Annotated in this window: 15 protein-coding genes and 1 other RNA gene; 10 read left to right on the top strand and 6 right to left on the bottom strand. The window is 58.5% G+C overall.

All coding sequences use genetic code 11. The features are described 5' to 3' along the window. Positions 1-42: 42 nt before the first annotated feature. Complete coding sequence (locus ACCD02_RS16860) at positions 43-1,065, bottom strand: substrate-binding domain-containing protein (RefSeq protein WP_413303961.1); 1,023 nt, start codon at positions 1,063-1,065, stop codon at positions 43-45. 278 nt (positions 1,066-1,343) lie between these two features. Between ACCD02_RS16860 and ACCD02_RS16865 the strand changes: the two genes are divergently transcribed. The 4 genes from ACCD02_RS16865 (at position 1,344) to ACCD02_RS16880 (ending at position 4,731) form a co-directional block, all read left to right on the top strand. Further along, complete coding sequence (locus tag ACCD02_RS16865; RefSeq protein ID WP_413303963.1) at positions 1,344-2,606, top strand: ATP-binding protein; 1,263 nt, start codon at positions 1,344-1,346, stop codon at positions 2,604-2,606. Next, positions 2,603-3,373, top strand: a complete 771-nt coding sequence (locus ACCD02_RS16870) for a response regulator (RefSeq protein WP_413303966.1) — start codon at positions 2,603-2,605, stop codon at positions 3,371-3,373. Before ACCD02_RS16865 ends, ACCD02_RS16870 begins: the two co-directional genes overlap by 4 nt. A 239-nt stretch (positions 3,374-3,612) precedes the next feature. Further along, positions 3,613-4,296 (top strand): N-acetylmuramoyl-L-alanine amidase family protein, encoded by a 684-nt coding sequence (locus tag ACCD02_RS16875; protein ID WP_413303969.1) that lies wholly within the window; start codon positions 3,613-3,615, stop codon positions 4,294-4,296. Between the two features lie 57 nt (positions 4,297-4,353). Further along, the gene (locus ACCD02_RS16880; RefSeq protein WP_413303973.1) at positions 4,354-4,731 is read left to right on the top strand and encodes a lysozyme inhibitor LprI family protein; all 378 of its coding nucleotides are present in this window, start codon (positions 4,354-4,356) and stop codon (positions 4,729-4,731) included. 210 nt (positions 4,732-4,941) lie between these two features. On the opposite strand, the gene ACCD02_RS16885 is transcribed toward ACCD02_RS16880, so the two are convergent. Further along, a complete protein-coding gene (locus ACCD02_RS16885) occupies positions 4,942-5,199 on the bottom strand; it encodes a DUF1652 domain-containing protein (RefSeq protein WP_413303976.1) in 258 nt (85 codons plus the stop codon). A 180-nt stretch (positions 5,200-5,379) separates the two neighbouring features. On the opposite strand from ACCD02_RS16885, the gene ACCD02_RS16890 reads away from it, so the two are divergent. The 6 genes from ACCD02_RS16890 to ACCD02_RS16915 all read left to right on the top strand — a co-directional run bounded on the left by ACCD02_RS16890 (position 5,380) and on the right by ACCD02_RS16915 (position 14,032). Continuing rightward, positions 5,380-5,616, top strand: coding sequence for a hypothetical protein (locus ACCD02_RS16890; protein WP_413303978.1), 237 nt, complete (start codon positions 5,380-5,382; stop codon positions 5,614-5,616). 105 nt (positions 5,617-5,721) lie between these two features. Beyond that, positions 5,722-6,192, top strand: a complete 471-nt coding sequence (locus ACCD02_RS16895; RefSeq protein ID WP_413303980.1) for a helix-turn-helix transcriptional regulator — start codon at positions 5,722-5,724, stop codon at positions 6,190-6,192. 323 nt (positions 6,193-6,515) lie between these two features. Beyond that, positions 6,516-8,498 carry a type I restriction-modification system subunit M gene (locus ACCD02_RS16900; protein WP_413303982.1) on the top strand — a complete coding sequence of 661 codons (1,983 nt, stop codon included), beginning with the start codon at positions 6,516-6,518 and terminating at the stop codon, positions 8,496-8,498. Further along, on the top strand, positions 8,495-9,892 hold the full coding sequence (locus tag ACCD02_RS16905; protein ID WP_413303984.1) for a restriction endonuclease subunit S: 1,398 nt from the start codon (positions 8,495-8,497) through the stop codon (positions 9,890-9,892). The genes ACCD02_RS16900 and ACCD02_RS16905 overlap by 4 nt, the downstream gene beginning before the upstream one ends. After that, entirely contained in the window at positions 9,893-13,093 is a 3,201-nt protein-coding gene (locus ACCD02_RS16910) for a type I restriction endonuclease subunit R (protein ID WP_413303986.1), read from the top strand. It begins immediately after the preceding gene. Between the two features lie 27 nt (positions 13,094-13,120). Next, positions 13,121-14,032, top strand: a complete 912-nt coding sequence (locus tag ACCD02_RS16915) for a restriction endonuclease (protein ID WP_413303989.1) — start codon at positions 13,121-13,123, stop codon at positions 14,030-14,032. A gap of 282 nt (positions 14,033-14,314) precedes the next feature. Here ACCD02_RS16915 and ssrA read toward each other — a convergent pair. From ssrA to ACCD02_RS16935, 4 genes are all read right to left on the bottom strand, one after another. Continuing rightward, positions 14,315-14,706, bottom strand: a transfer-messenger RNA (tmRNA) gene (ssrA, locus tag ACCD02_RS16920). 125 nt (positions 14,707-14,831) lie between these two features. Continuing rightward, positions 14,832-15,122, bottom strand: coding sequence for a hypothetical protein (locus ACCD02_RS16925; protein ID WP_413303992.1), 291 nt, complete (start codon positions 15,120-15,122; stop codon positions 14,832-14,834). A gap of 366 nt (positions 15,123-15,488) precedes the next feature. Next, positions 15,489-18,299 carry an FAD-binding and (Fe-S)-binding domain-containing protein gene (locus ACCD02_RS16930; RefSeq protein WP_413303994.1) on the bottom strand — a complete coding sequence of 937 codons (2,811 nt, stop codon included), beginning with the start codon at positions 18,297-18,299 and terminating at the stop codon, positions 15,489-15,491. A 129-nt stretch (positions 18,300-18,428) separates the two neighbouring features. After that, positions 18,429-20,123 (bottom strand): lactate permease LctP family transporter, encoded by a 1,695-nt coding sequence (locus ACCD02_RS16935; RefSeq protein WP_413303997.1) that lies wholly within the window; start codon positions 20,121-20,123, stop codon positions 18,429-18,431. Positions 20,124-20,246: the final 123 nt, after the last annotated feature.

Below are 20,246 nucleotides of genomic sequence, written 5' to 3' on the forward strand. Positions count from 1 at the left end.
TCTCCTCGGCATTGCCGCGCACGTGGGCGCGGCATGCGTTGGTCATTGAGCGGATGGGCTTTTCAGCTTGGCGACGTCATCGACGCTGTACACCTGGCTGACGATCCCGCCCTTTTCAAGACCCTTGAGCGAGGCTTCGAGGGTGTCCTGGGTCACGCTGACCGCTGGCGATAGCAAGTCATGAGGCATTTGTTTGCCATCGAGCAGTTGCTGGGCAACCCAGAACGCGAGGCTGGAGATGCTCGGCGCGCTGGAAATCGAAAAACTCTGATAACCGTTGGCGTCTTTTTGCTTCTTCCACCACGACAACTCTTCTTCGCGGTTACCGAAGATAATCGTCGGTGTCGGCCGCCCCGCAGCGGCGAAGGCCTGGGCCGCGCCATAACCGTCATCACCCTGAGTCACCAGAGCATCGACCTTGGGCAGGCTGGGCAAGATACCAGCCACTGCTTTTTGCGCGGCCGTCTGTGACCAATTGCCGTTGACTGCGCCGACGATCTTCAGGTTCGGGTGTTTTTTCGCGCCGGCGATGATCCCGGAATGGATCAGCTCATCCACAGAGACGCCCGCCAGACCACGGACCTCGAGGACGTTCGCGCCGTCAGGAAATCGCTTGGCCAGATAGTCCATCTGGTCGATCCCGCTTTGCTTGAAGTCCATGGAAATACGATAGGCGCAGGGTTCGGTGACCACGCCGTCGAACGAGACGACGATGATGCCCGCGTCGCAGGCCTGCTTGATGGCGCCGTTCAGGGCAGTAGGGGAGGCCGCGTTGACGACGATGGCGTTGTAGCCCTGCAGGATCAGGTTCTGGATTTGTGCCGCTTGCTCGGTCGGCTGGTTCTCACCGGTGGTGAAGGAGTCTGCCGAGGCGATAATGCCTTTTTTGACAGCATCCTCGGTGGTCTGCTTCCAACTGCTGAGCATGTTCTGACGCCAGGAGTTACCGGCGTAGTTATTGGAGAGGGCGATGGTTTTATCGGCCGTATCGGCCTGAGCCTGCATGAAGGGAGACAGTAACAGCGCACTCGATAGAAGCACGCACCGCAACGGGTGAGTTTTCATGGATTGACCTTTGTTATTGTTTTTGGATGTCTGGCGGCCCGATTGATCGGTGCTCGCCGGTTTACAGCATGCTCGCGATTCAGTCTGCGCTGTCTTGTCGTCAGCGTCTGTGACCATCGGTGCAGACATTGCGCGCAACGCCGCACTTAATATGCGTGATCACGCAACACAAGTGCGGGGCCTCGCAGCTCTTCAGGCGGGCACCTGTTTACCGTTGCGTAGAGCGTGCCAGTGCTCATCGATAGCGCGTATGGTGGGGCTTACAAGAATAAAGGTGCATGACCGTGCAACGACCAAAGTTTCAGCCCGAGGATGTGCTCCATCACTTTCTCGGCATCTCCAGGGCCTTGGCCGGGCAGCTGGATTTTCAGTCGATGATTGACGCGATTTCCGAGGAAATACGCATCATCCTGCCCCATGACCACCTGGACGTCAGCTTGCTGCTGCTCGATGGGGAAAACCATCTGCATGCCTATGAAACCGGGATGCATACCGCATGGAGCGACTTCGTCAATCACCCGCTGCCGATAGCGCAAAGCCCTCTGCGTACGGTATTGCTGGGAGAAGAGCCGTTCATCCTCAGCAAGGACGCGATGACCGATCCACGCTTTCGGTTTGCCGAAGCCTTCAATCATCCGATTTTTGATGCCCAGCTTCGCAGCCGGCTCCACGTACCATTGCGCGCGCGGGGTGAAATCATCGGCGCATTGAGCTGCTCCAAGCATGCCGCCGATTACTACACCCTGGACGATGTACACCACACCCAGCATGTCGCTGACCTGCTGGCGTCCTATCTCTACGCACTGCGTCAGACCGATCAGGCAAAAAAACTGGCAATTGCCGAGACCCGGATCCGTGCCCGGGAAGAAGGCCTGCGCCTGGGGGCTCTGCGATTGACCGAAGAGTTGGAAAGCGAACGGCAGCGCATTGGGATGGATCTACACGATCAGACGCTGGCCGACATGACACGCCTGCATCGCCGCATCGCTCGCCTGACGTTGCTCGATACGCTGTCAGGGCGCGATTTACAGCCCGTCAGCGAGGCCTTGCAAGAGAGCATGCAGGAGCTGCGCCTGATCATCGACGCGGTCAAACCCACCGTGCTCCAGTTGTTCGGTTTCGAGGAAGGGCTGGAGGACCTGTTACTGCGTAGCGTGCGCAACAGTGGTTTGAACATTGCCACACACTTGCGCGACAACACCGACGGGCAAGCCAACAAGCTGGCGGAACCACAAAAAATTGCGCTGTTCCGCATCATCCAGGAAGCGGTTAACAACGCAATCAAACACGCTTATCCAGAGTCCATCGACATTGACATCAGCCGTGTGGATGGCCACCTGCTGTTGTCCATTATCGATGATGGCCTGGGGCTTGAACGCGACAATCTGCTGGATACCGGCGGTATCAAGAACATGCAGATACGCGCCCAGTTGCTTGACGCCGATCTGCAGATTGACTGCGGCCCGCAGGGCAAGGGCACCCACGTTCGCCTCAGCCTGCCGTTGCCTGACCGCCACATCGACCCGGAGCACGCCTTATGATGGATGTCTTGTTGATAGAAGATGACCCCGTGCATCGCGCATTCCTCAAGGAGGTGATTGAGCAGGCGTTGCCTGAATGCACCCGCTTGCTGGAAGCCGAAGACGGGCAAATAGGTGAGCGCCTGGCCCATGAGCACAGCGTCGCGGCAGTGGTCATGGATTTGCAGATGCCTAGACGCACCGGCGTAGAGGCCGCCAAGACGATCTGGAAGGACCGGCCCGATACGTCGATTCTGTTCTGGTCCAACTACGCCGATGAAGCCTATGTGCGAGGAATCTCGCGCATCGTCCCAGAGGGCGCGGCCTATGGTTATGTGCTCAAGACCGCCTCTGAGGAGCGCTTGCGGCTGGCATTGCGCAGCCTGTTTATCGAACAGCAATGCGTTATTGATCGCGAGATACGCGGTGTGCAGCAAAAGTCGCAGGACCAGGTGCTGGGTTTATCCGACACCGAGTATGAAGTTCTGCAAGACATCGCATTAGGGCTGACCGACCGCGCCATTGCCAGCCGCCGCAGCCTGTCGCTGCGCAGCGTGCAAAACCGCTTGCAGCAGTTGTACGAAAAGCTGGGCGTCTACCGACCCACCGACCCCCAATGCGGTAGCCACGCGTTCAACCTCAGAGCACGGGCTGTCAGCATCGCGCTGCTGCGCAAACTGCTCAATCGCAACGCCCTGGAACAGGCCGAGGCCGAGTTACAGCAATGGCTCAATGATCCTCGGCATGGGTACTCTGCAATGGCGGGCAGCAGGGGAGGGGGCGCGTAATTCGGTGCGTTGGAAGCGTTGGCTGTGGTCATGCGCCAGCATCCACTCATGCGGTTTTTCAGCGATGGGCCTGTTGTTTGGCGCAATCGCCAACGGTCTTCGTCGCCCCCACATTCGAAGGCCGTAATTCGCTACACTGCATGTCAAATGTCAGCAGCATTTAGGCGCAATGCATTTTGGATACGCATCTTCGCTATGATCGATGACGCTCCATCAACCAACACGGTCTGCAAAATACAATGCTCAAAGTGCTGACTTCGAGAATTATGCCGTTTGTTTTCGTGTTGTGCGCCTCGCCTTGCTACGCAGACCGGGTCATCGTCGATGCGGGTCACACACCTGCTCATCCAGGTGCAACGGGGGCAAGCGGCAGGGTCGAGCATCTTTACAACCTGGATATGAGCGCGGCAGTCGCACACGACCTCCAGACCGACGGTTATCGCGTCACGCGTACAGGTGCCGACAATCGCGAAATCGGGCTAGCCGACAGACCTAATGCCGAACCGGGTGCGAACCTGTTCGTTTCAATTCACCATGACTCGATGCAGCAGGCGTGGATCGACGCGGGTCGCCGTCGAGAGTTCAAGGGATACTCGATTTTCGTGTCCACACTGAACCCGCATTATCAACAAAGCCTCGCCTGCGCCAAGGCAATTGGTGAAAAGCTGCTCGCTGCTGGCGAAATGCCCTCTCTTTATCATGCTACGCCGATCAAAGGCGAAAACCGGCCACTTATCGATCAGCGACTCGGTATTCACCGTTTCGACGATCTGATCGTGCTCAAAACGGCTCCGATGCCGGCTGTACTCGTTGAAGCGGGTGTAATTGCCAATCCCGACGAGGAACCCCGCCTGCAGGGCCCTGCAACGATTGCGAAAATCGCAAATGCAATTTCGCAAGGGGTCGTTGCTTGCCAGCCGTGACGGGCTGGAATATCTCTACTCAGCCAAGAATTTCAACCCAGAGAAGTGAGTGTGACGATGAAGAAAATCGCAATTGTCCTGATGGCTGTCGTTTTTCCCCTCGGGGCACAAGCCGCGGGGTGCGCCAAGCCCCGTAATGCGTTTGATCAGGTTTACTGTGCAGGTAACCTGTTCTCGCAGGCGGACCGCGATCTGAATCAGGAATACACAGGCCTGCGTAAACATCTCAATCCAACGCAGCAGACTTCGCTGAAAAATGGCCAACTCGCCTGGATCAAGCAGCGCGATAATCAATGCAGCGAAGAGAAGCCGAGCGGCTACTTCGTCAATCTGGACTGTGCGGTAGACATGACCCAGAAACGCATGGCATTCCTGCAGGAACGCGAACGCGAGTGCACCAGTACCGGCTGCGTCGAGTCGAAGCTCGGCCAGTAAGACCGCGAGCGACCCCGTACGCACGGGGTCGTTCCCCGCAGCTGCGGCGCACGGTTTCTATCATAGCGTCGCGCAAACCGCTCGATATCCCGATCATTCTCGACGGGGGATAAGGACACGACCGCTGTCGCGAGCCGGTTAATGGCTGCCCGTAGTGCCAGGCGCGATCTGCACGCCTCCCGGCCCAGCGCCGGGCTTTTTTTATCGGGCCTACCCCAGCCGCTTCATCGATAATTCCATCTTGCCCATAAGGTCTCTCTGCTCTCTCAGCGAGAGTACCAACCTGGCTATGGACCTGCTGGTAGACAGCTCAGACAAAGGCATGCTTGTTACATACAGCTCGATATCGCCTGATTCGGGATTGATGAGCTTCACCGAGAAGCTGTCGTTCGCACCGATGACGCATTCGCACCTCGAGGGTAAAAACGCTGTTTCAAGAACTCGCTGGATATCTGGTTTTGAATGCATCGTGCGTCCTCTGCTGGCCAATAGTTTCCTCAACTATGGACAATCCTACGCCGATTTGTTGCAGATAAAAGCCCGGGCAAGCGCTGGGCTTTTTCGTTTTGCCCCACCCTGCTAACCTGACCGGCTCTGTTCGCCAGGGCGAGCGCACTCCTGTTGCGCTCCATCAGCCCCGAGACAGTCATGAGCAGAAGCCGCCGTAAAAACCCCATCTGCGCAATTACCACCGCCACAACCGAGCGCCTGGGCAAACAATGCTGGCATCGAGCATTCCGCAAGGCTGTCCGCCAGCGTATTGCGATCGACCTTGACTCTGAAATTCCTCACCTGCGCGAGTTTTTCAACCCATGGACGATGGAGAAGGACGGCAAGCGCTATTGGGGCGCGCGCCACGCCAAGGCAGACTGGTTGCGCAAGTAATCGGCCAAGGCAGACGCCAATGCGCCGCTTGCCTCGAAGTTCGAGGCGACCATCGCGACCACCACCGAATAAACCCTTCGCCGGCCGCGCGGGACGGAGCAGTAAATGAACACGGCATTGAAAGGCGAGCCAATTGAACTCATCAGGCGGCCGGCCGTGAAAGCATTGACCCGCATCGGCACCACCAATATTTATGAGGTGGCCAGGGCCGGGGCATTTCCGCGACAGGTCAAGCAGGGCGGGCGAGGCGTGGAGTGGGGCAAGGCCGAGGTCATGGCGTGGAACCGGGCGCAAGTAGCCGCTGCCAGGCCCACTCATACGTCATCGCCAGCCGCTGATCGGGGGGAAGAAAGCCAGAAGTTGGCCTGCGGCGTGCACATCAACGACTTTGCTGATTATCTGGATGCGCAGCATCGGTTTGCGAAGATAGAGCACGAGCGGCGGGTGGGGTGCAGGTGGGATGCTGACGTGTGCACTACATCCTCAGTACAAAAGCTGGCATTAAGCTGGCATAGCCGAGCCAAGTCAGCCCATATAGGCATAAAAAAGCACTTACGATATTCGCTAAGTGGCTGATTTTTATAGATTGTTTGGTAGGGCGGGGTAAGTTGAGTTGGTTCGGCAGTTTATTGATTTATGGCGTTAATTTCGATTTTTGTTTTTGGCTGCAATACCAATTGGAATACTAGCCACTTCAATCCTCCGTTTTCACTCGATTCATTCAGAACCTTTTGCACCCTAGTTGGCGACGACCTGCCTATAGCTAGTTGTCAAAACTGACAAACCCGGCGATTAGCGGCATTGCGCTCGGCGATCGTTCACAACCTAAGCGGACGCTCCTGGTAGGCACCCTCGGGTGTTAGAATCGCGGTTTTGCCCCTACTCCAAGGAATTGTTGCGTGAACACGGAAAATCATTCCCAGACGGCCGCGTTTCTTTGGTCCATTGCCGATCTGTTGCGCGGTGACTTCAAGCAATCGCAATACGGCCGCATCATCCTGCCGTTTACCTTGTTACGCCGGATGGAGTGCGTGCTCGCGCCGACCAAGGAAGAGGTGATTAAGCAGACCTTCGCTCAAGAAGGCCGCCCCGATACCGTGCGTGAGATGATCCTGCTGCGCGCGGCCGGTCAGCAGTTCTTCAACGCCTCACCGCTGACCCTTGGCACGCTGTCCGACACCCAGACCGCCGCCGACCTGATGAGTTACGTGCAGGCCTTCAGCAAGGATGCCCGCGAAATATTCGAGCATTTCCACTTTGAAGATTTCGTTCATCAGCTGGAAAGCGCCAACCTGCTGTATCAAGTGGTGCAGCGCTTCGCCGTCGCACCATTGGAGCCCGAGGTCATCAGCAACTTCGGTATGGGCATCATCTTCGAAGAGCTGATCCGCAAGTTTGCAGAAAGCTCCAACGAAACCGCCGGTGAGCACTTCACCCCGCGCGATATCGTGCACCTCACCACATCCTTGCTGATTACCAATCAGCACCACAAGCTCGCGCCCAACAGCATCGTCACCATCTATGACCCAACCGCTGGCACGGGCGGCTTTCTGTCGGAGGGTGATGAGTACATCCAGTCCATCAGCGAAAAGGTCAGCGTGTCGCTGCACGGCCAGGAGCTCAACCCCGAGTCCTACGCCATCTGCAAGGCGGACATGCTGATTAAAGGGCAGAAGGTCGAGAACATTAAACTCGGCAACACCCTGTCCAACGACCAACTGGCCGGCCCAGAACATCACTTCGACTTTATGCTCAGCAACCCGCCGTTCGGCGTGGAATGGAAGAAGGTGCAAAAGCAGATCACCGACGAACACAGCCACAAGGGCTTCGACGGTCGCTTCGGCCCGGGCCTGCCGCGTGTGTCCGACGGCTCGCTGCTGTTCCTCTTGCACCTGGTCAGCAAGATGCGTGACCCACGCGACGGTGGCTCGCGCATTGGTATCATCCTCAACGGTTCGCCGCTGTTTACCGGCGGCGCGGGTTCGGGTGAGTCGGAGATTCGCCGCTACCTGCTGCAGAACGATCTGGTCGAAGCCATCGTCGCGTTGCCGACGGACATGTTCTACAACACCGGCATCGCCACCTATGTGTGGATTCTCTCCAACCACAAAACCAGTGCGCGCCAGGGCAAGGTGCAGTTGATCGACGGCAGCCAGCACTACGCCAAGATGCGCAAGTCGCTGGGCAGCAAGCGCCAGTACATCACCGACGAGCAAATCAGCGAGCTGGTGCGCCTGTATGGCAGCTTCGAGCAAACCGCACAGAGCAAAATCTTCCCGATCGAAGCCTTCGGCTACCGCCGTATCACCGTCGAGCGCCCGCTGCGGCTGAACTTCCAAACCAGCGCCGAGCGCATCGCTAAAGTGCTGGAAGAAAAAGCCCTGCAGAAGCTCGACAGCGCCGCCCAGCAACAGTTGCTGGCTGCCCTGCAATCCATCGATGCCAGCCAACTGCACCGCAACCGCGAGCAGTTCAGCAAACTGCTGAAAAAAGCCCTCACCGCGCACAGCGTCAGCCTTCGCACGCCGGAGCTAAAAGCCCTGATGAGCGTCCTGAGCGAGCGCGACCCCGAGGCGGATATCTGCATGACCAAAGGCCAGCCGGAAGCCGACGCTGGCCTGCGCGACAACGAGAACGTGCCGTTGGGCGAATCGGTGCACGACTACTTCCTGCGCGAAGTCATCCCCCATGTGCCGGATGCCTGGATCGACGAGAGCAAAACCGATGCGCAGGATGGTGAGGTCGGCATTGTCGGTTTCGAGATTCCCTTTAACCGCCATTTCTATGTGTTCCAACCACCGCGCCCGTTGGCCGAGATCGATAGCGACCTGAAAGCCTGCACCGACCGTATCAAACAGATGATTGAGGGGCTGTCGGCATGACGTTTCCAGCGTATCCGGACTACAGGGATTCTGGGGTCGAGTGGCTAGGGGTTGTACCTGAACATTGGGGTGTTAAACCGCTCAGGTATCTCGGTCGCTTTAGAAAGGGGTTGACGATAACAAAGGCAGATTTAACTGATACAGGTATCCCTTGTCTGAACTATGGTGAAGTTCACTCCTTGTATCCTTTCGAGGTGAACCAAGACATACAGGCTCTAAAATGCGTGCCTGCGGAGTATCTGGAAACAGAGCCATCTTCTTATATTAGCTACGGCGATTTTGTGTTTGCCGATACCTCGGAAGACCTTGAAGGCGTCGGCAATTTCACTCATGTGTCAGGCTTGGAACCTCTTTTCGCTGGCTATCACACGATTATCTACAGCTTGGATTCGGATGTAAGTTCACGGTTTCTTGCCTATTGCTTAGAGTCTTTCGCCTTCAGAACCCAGTTACGTATGGGCGTAAAAGGGGTCAAGGTATTCAGTGTTACTCAGGAAATTCTTCGTGGAGGTATTGCTTGGATTCCTACAACAGCCGAGCAAACCCAAATCGCCCGCTTCCTCGATCACGAAACCACCCGCATCGACGCGCTGATCGAAGAGCAGCAACGCCTGATCGAACTGCTCAAGGAAAAGCGCCAGGCCGTGATCTCCCACGCAGTCACCAAAGGCATCGACCCGACGGTACCTATGAAAGACTCTGGCGTGGAGTGGTTAGGCGAGGTGCCGGCGCATTGGGAACTAACCCGAGTAGGTTGGCAGTGCATAGTCGGTAACGGCTGTACACCAGCAAGAGATAATCAAGGCTACTGGGACGACGGACATTACCCTTGGCTGAATAGCTCAAAAGTCAATTTGGAGCGGGTGGATGAAGCTGATCAATTTGTCACAAGTCAGGCATTAAAAGAGTGTGCTCTCCCAATTGTTAAGCCCGGCAGTGTTCTGATGGCAATCACAGGCGAGGGCAAGACTCGGGGCATGGTGACCATCACTGAAATTGAAGCGACGATCAATCAGCATGTTGCATTTATAGAGCCTAGAGGAAGTGAGTTACTTCCTACCTTTCTTCATGATTGGTTAAAAGCCAATTACTGCCGGCTTCGTCACGATTCAGCTGACTGGGGGAGCACTAAAGCGGCTATAACTTGTAGTGACATCCGGGCTTATCCGCTTCCACTTCCGCCGCTTGCTGAGCAGGTGGCGATTTGTCAGTTCGTTGACTCAAAGTCTTCGCTCCTCGACGAGTTAATTTTTTCAGCTGATGAAAATGTAAGCCTTCTCTACGAACGCCGCTCCGCCCTAATCTCCGCCGCTGTCACCGGCAAAATCGACGTGCGCGGCTGGCAGCCACCGGCCCGCGCGCAAGCCCCCGTATTACAAGCAGAGGCCGTATAAATGGCGGACAGCAAGGAAGCGCAATTTCAGCAGGACATTATCGTCGCCCTGGCCGCCCAAGGCTGGCTGGTCGGCACCGCCAGCGGCTACGACCGGCGCACGGCGCTGTATACCGAAGACGTGCTGGGTTACTTCAAGGACGCCTGGCCGGAGCGTTGGGACAAGTTTGCCAAGGCCAACCCGAACAACCCGGATGATGTGCTGGTGCAAAAGCTGGTGCGCGAGCTGGAGCAGAGCGGCACCCTGGATGTGCTGCGCCATGGCTTCAAGCTGCCGGCGGTAAAGGTGGAGCTGTGCAGCTTCCAGCCCGACCACGGCATGAACCCGGATACCTTGAAACGCTACCGCTGCAACCGCCTGCGCGTGGTGCCGGAGGTGTCTTATTCGCCACATGCACGTGAAGCCGGCAGCGATGGGCAGAGCTACAACCCACGGCTGGATCTGGTGCTGTTCGTCAACGGCATCCCAACCGCCACGCTGGAGCTGAAAAGCGAGTTCAAACAGTCGGTGGAAAACGCCAAACGCCAGTATCGCTACGACCGCCCAGTAAAGGACCCGCTCACGCGCAAACCCGAGCCGTTGCTGACCTTCAAACGCGGCGCGCTGGTGCACTTTGCAGTCGGCCAGAACGAAGTGGCGATGACCACCAAGCTGGAGGGTAAAGACACCTTCTTCCTGCCGTTCAACCTCGGCAGCGCGGAAGGCGGCGCGGGCAACCCTATGCCGGATGACGACAGCCAATACGTCACCAGTTACCTGTGGCAACGCCTGATGCAGCCGGATGCTTGGCTCAAGGTGTTGGGGCGCTTTTTGCACCTGGACAAGAAAACCAGCGAAGGCTTCGACGGCACGCCGGTGACCAAAGAGTCGATGATCTTCCCGCGTTACCACCAGTGGGAAGTGGTCAACAGGCTGATCAACACCACCCGCGCCGAAGGGCCGGGCCAGCGTTATTTGATCCAGCACAGCGCCGGCTCGGGCAAGTCCAACTCCATCGCCTGGACCGCCCATCAACTGGCCTCGCTGTACGACGAGGCCGGCCAGCGTTTGTTCAACTCGGTGATCGTGGTCACCGACCGCACGGTGCTGGACAGCCAGTTGCAGAACACCATCTACCAGTTCGAGCACGCGCAGGGCGTGGTCAAGCCGATCAGCCGGGATGTCGGCAACCAGAGCAAATCCGAACAACTGGCCGAGGCGTTGGCTGAGCAGACGCGCATTATCATCGTCACCATCCAGACCTTCCCGGCGCTGTTTGATGCCCTGGACAAGTACCCCAAGCTGGCCAGCGGGCGCTATGCGGTAATTGCCGACGAGGCGCATTCCTCGCAAACCGGCTCATCGGCCAGCAAGCTGAAACAGATTCTCGGCAGTGATGCGTTGGATGCCGAAGAGGTCAGCGCCGAAGAGCTGCTGGACGCGGCCGTGCAGGCGCGCCAACCGAACGAGCGCATCAGCTACTACGCCTTTACCGCCACGCCCAAGGCCAAGACCTTGGAGCTATTCGGTCGCCCGGCCGATCCGACACTGCCGGCCAGTGCTAGCAACAAACCAGAGGCGTTTCACCTGTACTCCATGCGCCAGGCCATCGAGGAGGGTTTTATCCTCGACGTGCTGCGCAATTACACCACCTACAGCACCGCCTGGAAGATCGCCCACCCGGATGGCGAAGACGACGAGGTAGACAGCAAAAAGGCGCGTATCAAGCTGGCCCGCTGGGTGCGTTTGCACCCTTACAACATCAGCCAGAAGGTCGAGGTGATCGTCGAGCACTTCCGCGCCAATATCCGTGGCCTGCTGGGTGGTCAGGCCAAGGCCATGGTAGTGACCAGCAGCCGTCAGGAGGCAGTGCGTTACCAGTTGGCAGTGAAGGCTTATGTGCAGCAGATGGGTTACAACGATGTGCACCCGTTGGTGGCGTTCTCCGGCAGCGTGTTGCCGGATGAGGTGATCCCCGAAGAGGTGACGGAAAGCAGCAGCCTGCTTAACGCCGGCCTGAATGGCCGCGACTTAGCACAGGCCTTCGACACCCAGGACTTCAACGTGATGATCGCCGCCAACAAGTACCAGACCGGCTTCGATCAGCCCAAGCTGTGCGCCATGTACGTGGACAAGAAGCTGCAAGGCGTGGACTGCGTGCAAACCCTGTCGCGGCTGAACCGTACCTTCGGTGACAGCAAGGAAACCTTCATCCTCGACTTCTTCAACGAGCCGCAGGACATTCTCGACGCCTTCTTGCCGTACTACACTAAGGCCGAACTGACCGACGTGACCGACCCGCAGATCATCTATGACCTGCAGAAGACGCTGGATGCCGAGGGCATCTATCACTGGCAGGAGGTCGAGGCGTTCGCCGTGGCCTTTTTCGACCCCAAGGCAGCGGCCAGCAAGCTCAGCTATTACTGCACGCCGGCCAAGGAGCGCTTTGCCAAGCGTTATGCCTTCTCCACGGAGTCGCGTCAGCAGGCCTTGGATTACAAGCGCACCGCCGAAGCCAACGGCGACAGCGCCGGCCTGAAAAAAGCCGAGCACGCGCTGAAAGAAGCTGGCGAGCAGGTGGACCAGCTCGATCTGTTCCGCAAGAACCTGCAGAGCTTTGTGCGCCTGTATGAGTTCCTATCGCAAATCGTGCCGTATGAGGACCGTGAACTAGAGCAGCTGTGCGTGTACGCCAAGCACCTGCACCCGCTGCTGCGCGTGGACCGCCTGCAACAAGACGACGTGGACGTGGCCGAGCTGCAACTGAGCCACTACCGCCTGAGCAAGCGCGCCGAGCATCAATTGCGCCTCAGCGAGGAAGACGGCGAATACCAGCTAAAACCGGGTAGCGACGTGGGCAGCGGCAAGCCGCATGACCCGGAGAAAAAGCGCCTGTCGGAAATCATCGAGGCGCTGAACGATATCTTCGGTGCCGAGGTAAGCGACGACGACCAGCTGCAGTTCCTCACCGGCATCGCCCAGCGCATCAGCCGTCAGGAAGATGTGATGGCCCAGGTGAACAACCACTCGGTGGAGCAAGTGATGCACGGCCTGTTTCCCAAGCGCGTCCTCGACACCGTGCTGGACGCCATGACCGACCACGAGAAGCTGTCACTGGAAGTATTGGATAACGAAAAGAAGAGCCGCGCGTTTGCGCTGGTGATTTTGAAAATGCTCAAGAGCGTAGCTAGCCTCGATGAGACTCGCGTGGGCGACGCCTAAAACAGCCGGTAAGATTAAGGAGTAATAGTGGCAATTCCGGACTTTCAAAGTGTGATGCGCCCAGTGCTGAGCACCGTGCAGAACGGTGCGCCGCTGCCGCTCAATGAATTGCGCGAGCGGGTGGCCGATCAGTTTCAGTTGACCGAGAACGAACGCAAGGAGCGCCTACCCTCAGGCCAGCAGACGGTGATCAACAACCGAGTAGGTTGGGCTCGCACCTATTTGAATAAGGCTGGGTTGCTGTGCATTCCGGCCAAGGGAATGGTGCAAATTACCCCGCGTGGCCTTGATGCTTTGACCAATGGTCCACAGCGCATCACTGTGAGCTGGTTGAAGCAGTTTCCCGAGTTTGCGGACTTCCATACGACCAAACCGCAATCAGTTGACGCTCCCTCCCTGCTAAACGTGAGTATTTCCGAAACCACGCCAGACGAACAGTTAGCCGAGGCGCATCAAGCTCTGATGCAGTCCCTGGCGGATGAGCTGCTGACGCAAGTCCGGATAGCCACCCCCAGCTTCTTTGAACAGTTGGTAGTCGATCTCATGATCGCCATGGGTTACGGCGGCTCGCGTAAAGAGGCTGGTAAGGCGACCCGAGCGACCAATGATGACGGTATCGACGGCATCATCAAAGAAGACAAGCTCGGCCTCGACGTTATCTATCTGCAGGCCAAGCGCTGGACCAACACGGTTCATCGTCCAGAGATCGACAAATTTATCGGCGCACTGACTCGTCAGCGTGCGCGCAAGGGCGTGTTCATCACGACCTCGGAGTTTTCCGAGGGGGCTCGTACTGCGGCGCTGGGGTTGGACATCAAGGTGGTATTGATCGACGGAGTTGCGCTGGCGCGGTTGATGGTGGAAAACAACCTGGGTGTGAGCGTTAAACAGGTTTATGAAGTGAAGCAACTGGACAGTGATTACTTCGCTGAAGAGTGAGTCGCAACGCTGGTTGCTGGCTTATGTGTCGGCATGTGTGGGTCTCTGCGTGTAAGCCGACACAGATTTAAAAACGCTCACAGACCGCTGTGGCGCGTTTTCAAACCGGAAAAGCGACGGAAAACGTTTTGTCGGTTGTTGAGATAAAGGCGACAGCCAAGGATGGGCTTCGTGGGCAGGCAGGCTGTAATAAAGCTGGCATAACCGAGCCAAATCAGCCGCTATGGGCACAAAAAAAGGCACTTGCGAGATTCGCTAAGTGCCTGATTTGTATAGCTTGTTTGGTGGAGCCGGGGGGATTTGAACCCCCGTCCGCCAGTACTCCGCTGTCGGTCCTACATGCTTAGCCGTGTCTATTAAGTTAACCCTCAGCGACCCGACGGGCAGGGTGCTTTGGGCGAGTTGTGTAAGTTTTAGCCGCTTCGTCCACAACGTACTGCACGGCGATTCTGTTCTATATGACAATCACTTCGGGTTTACAGACATCCCCTAGTGATTGCTGGACCCGAAGGTACCAGGAGGAAGGCTAGCGCCGCTTACGCAGCGAGAGCTTGTTCCCCGTAATGGTCGTCATTGGCAACTATAAGTAGTTGCAACAGTGGATTTACGACTTCTGTTACCAAGTCGGCATGCACCTAAAGTTTCATCACCGGCGTCGAATCCTAATCGGCCCCAGTGGCTGCCAGAAGCAGCCAGGTGGTGGAGTCTACGCCAATCAATAGCTTGCGTCGACCCGTGTTGCATTTTGCCAGTGGCGAAGGGGGCTCGTCGAGAGCCCCTTCGGCCAATGGATCAGCCTTTACTTGGCGGTGCCGCCGTCGGTGCCGGAGCCGGTATTTTTCAGCTCGCTGATTTGCTTGGTGGTCAGCTCGATGCATTTTTTATCATCGCCAGCTGTTTGTGCAGCTGTGGCTGCCTTAATGGTTTTTTCGATTTCCGCTTTCGTTTCAGTGCTCTGGTTGGTGCTGGACGAGGTGTGTGCGTCCTTGAGGGTCTGCAGATTGGCACCACACAGATTGTCAGCGGCAAATACCGGGGAAGCCAACAGTGCGGTAGTGAGGAACAATCCAGCGAATACGGTACGTTTCATGTGTATCTCCTTGGCCTGTGGACCTGGTTTGACCGGTCTATGAGGGCCGAATCCAAAGTCAGAAATAAGCCCCGTCTGGTTGAGGGGCTTAAATAGATGACTGTGGTGGTTCGCAGGGGTTCTATTTATTTTGCGCTGGGAAGGAGTGATGGTCGTCGGTGGCTTCGCTTGCTGGCGATGGCGTCAGGTCAGTCACGGGTGCCTTTGCGAGCGCTTTGCGCTTGATCGCCAGCAAGCTGGCTCATACAAAATATCGTTTTAATTCAGTGTGTTGTGCTGATTGTGGGATAAGCGGCTTTGGCCGTGAGATTGCTCTCGCGGCTAAAGCCGGTTCTATCCCGGTCTTGTGAATGGATTTGTTACAAATCACGCCCGGCGCGGTTGGGTCACGCGATCTACCAGGTAGACCAGCCCGTGGTAATCGATGCCGCCGTGGCGGGTCAGGCCGATTTCGCAGGTGCGGCTGGTGGAGATGCCTTCTTCGCAGTACTGCACGGCGTTCTTGAGGGTGCGCAGTGAGTGGGCGTTGAGTTCGGGCTGGGTGAAGCCCTTGTCGCCGGCAAAGCCGCAGCAGTGAATGCCTTCGGGAATGACCACGTTGACGCTGCACAGCCGCGCCAGCTCGATCAGCGCCTGGCTTTCGCCCAGGTGCTGGGTGCTGCACGTCACGTGGACGGCAATGGGTTGTTGCTGTGGGGTGAAGGTCAGTTTGTCCAACAGATGCGTGCGGATGAAACGCACCGGGTCATAGAGGTCGAGGCGGGTATCCTTGAGGTCCTGGACCAGACGCAGGGTGCAGGGGCTGGTGTCGCAGTAGATCGGATCGAGGCCGCCGCGACTGGCCTTGCTCAGGGCCGCGAGCAGTTCGTCGCGCTTGGCGTCGGCCTGTTCGTTGTAGCCCTTGGAGGCGAACGGCTGGCCGCAGCAAAGGCTGTCCTGGTTGTCCGGGAACACCACCTGATAACCGGCTTTTTCCAGCAGGCCGCGGGTTTTGTCCAGCAGCGACATTTGCTCGCGATCGCCCGCCGCCGGGCCCATGACCCGTGATACACAGGCCGCCAGATAGACCACCCGTGGCCGCTGATCTTCAACCACCGGGCTGATGCGGATGGCCTGTTCGGCCTGGGGCATGGCCGGGGTCCATTGCGGGACGCGACCGGCTGAGACCCTGGTCAGCGCTGCGGAGATTTTTGCCAGGCGCGGCGCGCCCAGCAGCATGCGTGCACCATTGGCGGCATGCAGGGTAAAGCGTGCGCCTTGCAGGGCCGTCTTGAAGTGGTCGGCCAGCCAGGTGGCGGTCTTGTCGTGGTGGGCTTCGCGGCTGCGCAGTTTTTTCACCAGTTCGCCGGTGTTGATCCCCACGGGGCAGCGTTGTGAGCACAGGCCGGTGGCGGCGCAGGTGTCGATGCCCTGGTAGTGGTAGTCCCGTTCCAGCTCGGTGGTGTCGATGCCGGCGCGTTTTTTTGCCTGAATATCGCGCCAGATGACGATGCGCTGGCGTGGGGTCAGGGTCAGGCCATTGGAGGGGCAGACCGGTTCGCAGAAGCCGCACTCGATGCACTTGTCGACGATCTCGTCGGCAGCGGGCAGCGGCTTGAGGTTCTTCAGGTGGATCTGTGGGTCGGTGCTCAACACCACGTCGGGGTTGAGGATGCCGTTGGGGTCGAGCAGGCGCTTGAGCTGCCACATCAACTGATAGGCGTCGTGGCCCCATTCCAGCTCGACGAAGGGCGCCATATTGCGGCCGGTGCCGTGTTCGGCCTTGAGCGAGCCACCGAATTCCACTGCCACCAGTTGCGCGACGTCTTCCATGAAGGCGCTATAGCGCGCTACTTGTTCGGGGTTGTCGAAGCCCTGGGTGAAGACGAAGTGCAGGTTGCCCTCAAGCGCATGGCCGAACAGGATCGCCTCGTCGTAATGGTGTTTGTCGAACAGCTCGATCAGACGGCGTACGCCGATGGCCAGTTGTTCTACCGGGAAGGTCACGTCTTCGATGATCACCGTGGTGCCGGTCTGGCGCACGGCGCCGACGGCGGGGAAGGTGTCTTTGCGTATGGCCCAGAGGCGGGCGTTTTCCTGCGGGTCTTCGGTGAAGTCGACCTGCTTCTCCACGGCGAAGGGCGCCAGGGAGGCCATGATCTGCGCCAGTTGCTCGTGCAGCAGTGCTTGCGACGCAGCGCGGGCTTCGATCAGCAGGGCGCAGGCGTTGTCCGACAGTTCGCGCACGAAGGCGGGCATGCCGGGCTTGTCCTGCACCGAGCGCATGCTGCGCCGGTCGAGCAGTTCGACGGCGGAGACTGGCTGGCTTTTCAGTACGGTCACGGCGTTGCAGCAGATTTCCACATCGGGGAAGATGATCAGCGCCGAGGCTTTGTGCGGGTGATCGGGTACGGTGTCGTAGGTCACCGCACTGATGAAGCCTAGGGTGCCTTCGGAGCCGACCAGCAGGTGGCTGAGGATATCCAATGGCTCATCGAAGTCGACCAGGGCATTGAGCGACAGGCCGGTGGTGTTTTTCAGGCGGTATTTGTGCCGAATTTTTGCTGCCAGTTCAGTGTTGGCGCGGGTTTCACGGCCCAGGCGGGCCAAGTGTTCCAGCAGGTCGCCATGGCTGGCGCGAAAGGCCGCGACGCTGGCCGGGTCTTCGCTGTCCAGGCGCGTGCCGTCGGCCAGGACCACGCGGATACCGGCCAGGGTGTGATAGCTGTTCTGGGCTGTGCCGCAGCACATGCCACTGGAATTATTGGCGACGATGCCGCCGATCTTGCAGGCGTTGATCGAGGCCGGATCAGGGCCGATCTTGCGCCCGAATGGTGCCAGCCAGGCGTTGGCCTGGGCGCCGATCACCCCGGGTTGCAAACGAATCTGCGCGCCTTGCTGGCGGACTTCACGACCGTTCCAGTTATCCCCCAGCACCAGCAGCACCGAGTCGGTAATCGCCTGGCCGGACAGGCTGGTGCCTGCGGCGCGGAAGGTTACCGGGACTTTTTCGGCCTGGGCCAGTTTCAGCAGGGCGACTACTTCGTCCTCGGATTCGACGCGGATCACCAGCTTGGGAATCAGTCGATAGAAGCTGGCGTCGGTGCCGAAGGCCAGGGTCGAGAGCGGGTCATCGAAGCGCCGTTGCGCCGGGATCAGGCGTTGGGCTTCGCGGATAAAGGCTGCGGGCAGACTCATGGCTACTCCAGGATCATCAGGCGTTTTTTCCGGGGCTGACTGGGTGGTCCCGGATATCCGTCCGGTGGGCCGGACTGGTTTAAGAATGGGGGGCGCCGCAGGCGGGCTGCGGCGTCCGGGGTGAGGCTATCAGTGCACCAGCATGCCAGTCAGCCAGTACGCCTGTGCATAAGTAATGCAGCCGACGATGGTGGCGAAGAACAGACTGTGCTTGAGGGTGAAACGGAACAGGTCCGATTCCTTGCCGACCAGGCCGGTGGCGGCGCAGGCGACAGCGATGGATTGCGGCGAGATCATCTTGCCGGTGACGCCACCGCTGGAGTTGGCCGCCACGGTGAGCACATCACTGATACCGAGCTGGTGTGCGGTGGTGGCTTGCAGTGAGCCGAACAGGGCGTTGGCCGAGGTGTCGGAGCCGGTCAGGAACACGCCCAGCCAGCCGAGGAACGGCGAGAAGAACGGGAAGGCCGCGCCGGTTCCCGCCAGCACCAGGGCCAGGGTCGATGACATGCCTGAGTAGTTCATGACGAAGGCGAAGGCCAGCACCATGCCGATGGAGACGATGGCCCAGCGCAGTTCGATCAGTGTTTCCTTAAAAGTGGTCAGACCAGTTTTTGCGCTTATGCGCAGGATGACCATCGATAGCAGCGCCGACAGCAGAATGGCGGTGCCGGAGGCAGCGATGATGTCGAACTTGTAGATCGCTGGCATCGCCGTGGGGGCGGCAACGATAGGCGCGGCTTTCATCACCAGTTGATCGAGGTGCGGGACCACGAAGCTGATGGTGAAGTCTTTCAGCGCGCCGCCTGCGGCGAACAGGGCCTTGAAGGGTTTCAGGGTCCAGATGGTGACGATCACGGTGAGGATCAGGAACGGTGACCAGGCCTTGAAAATCTGCCCGCTGGTGTAAGGCGAGGCAACGCGGCTGCGTGGCGCGGTAAAGCTGCCACCGGGGCCGCCGGCCAGTGCTGCACCGCCGCTGCCGACCACGACTGCGTCGGATTCCCGCGCCGGTTGCCAGACTTTAAGGAACAGGGTCAGGGAAACCAGGCTGACCAGTGCCGAAGTGATGTCCGGCAGTTCCGGGCCAATGAAGTTGGAGGTCAGGTATTGGGTCACGGCGAAGCTGGCACCGGCCACCAGGGCGGCTGGCCAGGTTTCCCTGACGCCGCGCAGGCCGTCCATCATGAACATCAGCCAGAACGGTACGAACAGCGACAGCAGCGGCAGTTGACGGCCTGCCATGGCGCCGATCTTGAACGCATCAATGCCCGAGACTTGCCCGGCCACGATGATCGGAATGCCCAATGCGCCGAACGCTACCGGCGCGGTATTGGCAATCAGGCACAGACCCGCTGCATACAACGGGTTCAGGCCCAGGCCCACCAGCAATGCCGCAGTAATGGCAACCGGTGCACCGAAGCCTGCCGCACCCTCGAGAAAGGCGCCGAAGCAGAAACCGATCAGCAGCACTTGCAGGCGCTGGTCATCGGTAATGGACATGACCGAGCTGCGGATGATTTCGAACTGGCCGCTCTTGACGGTCAGTTTGTAGAGAAATACCGCCGCGACAATGATCCAGGCGATGGGCCACAGGCCATAGGCAAAGCCGTAACCGGCCGCTGCGAAAGCCATGTCGGCGGGCATCTTGAAGGCAAAGATCGCCACCAGGATCGACAGTGCCAGGGTAATACTGCCGGCGATATGGCCTTTGAGCCGGAACACGGCCAGGGCCAGAAAGAAGAAAACGATGGGGATCAATGCCGCGAGTGCGGATAGACCGAGACTGCCGAGAGGTGCGTAGATCTGCTGCCAGGTTTGCATGTGGGATGGCCCCTAATTGTTTTTGGTTAGGCCCGGAGTCCGCCGTAACGGTCACCAGTTATAAAGCCTTTCATTGTGTGAAAGGTCTTGCAGTGCCCGTCCCCCGAACACTGGCATTGGATA

The sequence above is a fragment of the Pseudomonas sp. Pseusp88 genome, from assembly GCF_047303955.1.
In the GTDB taxonomy this organism is placed as follows: domain Bacteria; phylum Pseudomonadota; class Gammaproteobacteria; order Pseudomonadales; family Pseudomonadaceae; genus Aquipseudomonas.

Bases quoted from the DNA above. Each gene is read 5' to 3' on its own strand.
- ACCD02_RS16910 (WP_413303986.1), top strand. From the start codon at position 9,893: ATGGCGGACAGCAAGGAAGCGCAATTTCAGCAGGACATTATCGTCGCC.
- ACCD02_RS16870 (WP_413303966.1), top strand. From the start codon at position 2,603: ATGATGGATGTCTTGTTGATAGAAGATGACCCCGTGCATCGCGCATTC.
- ACCD02_RS16905 (WP_413303984.1), top strand. From the start codon at position 8,495: ATGACGTTTCCAGCGTATCCGGACTACAGGGATTCTGGGGTCGAGTGG.
- ACCD02_RS16880 (WP_413303973.1), top strand. From the start codon at position 4,354: ATGAAGAAAATCGCAATTGTCCTGATGGCTGTCGTTTTTCCCCTCGGG.
- ACCD02_RS16930 (WP_413303994.1), bottom strand. From the start codon at position 18,299: ATGAGTCTGCCCGCAGCCTTTATCCGCGAAGCCCAACGCCTGATCCCG.
- ACCD02_RS16890 (WP_413303978.1), top strand. From the start codon at position 5,380: ATGAGCAGAAGCCGCCGTAAAAACCCCATCTGCGCAATTACCACCGCC.
- ACCD02_RS16875 (WP_413303969.1), top strand. From the start codon at position 3,613: ATGCTCAAAGTGCTGACTTCGAGAATTATGCCGTTTGTTTTCGTGTTG.
- ACCD02_RS16935 (WP_413303997.1), bottom strand. From the start codon at position 20,123: ATGCAAACCTGGCAGCAGATCTACGCACCTCTCGGCAGTCTCGGTCTA.
- ACCD02_RS16885 (WP_413303976.1), bottom strand. From the start codon at position 5,199: ATGCATTCAAAACCAGATATCCAGCGAGTTCTTGAAACAGCGTTTTTA.
- ACCD02_RS16925 (WP_413303992.1), bottom strand. From the start codon at position 15,122: ATGAAACGTACCGTATTCGCTGGATTGTTCCTCACTACCGCACTGTTG.
- ACCD02_RS16865 (WP_413303963.1), top strand. From the start codon at position 1,344: ATGACCGTGCAACGACCAAAGTTTCAGCCCGAGGATGTGCTCCATCAC.
- ACCD02_RS16860 (WP_413303961.1), bottom strand. From the start codon at position 1,065: ATGAAAACTCACCCGTTGCGGTGCGTGCTTCTATCGAGTGCGCTGTTA.
- ACCD02_RS16895 (WP_413303980.1), top strand. From the start codon at position 5,722: ATGAACACGGCATTGAAAGGCGAGCCAATTGAACTCATCAGGCGGCCG.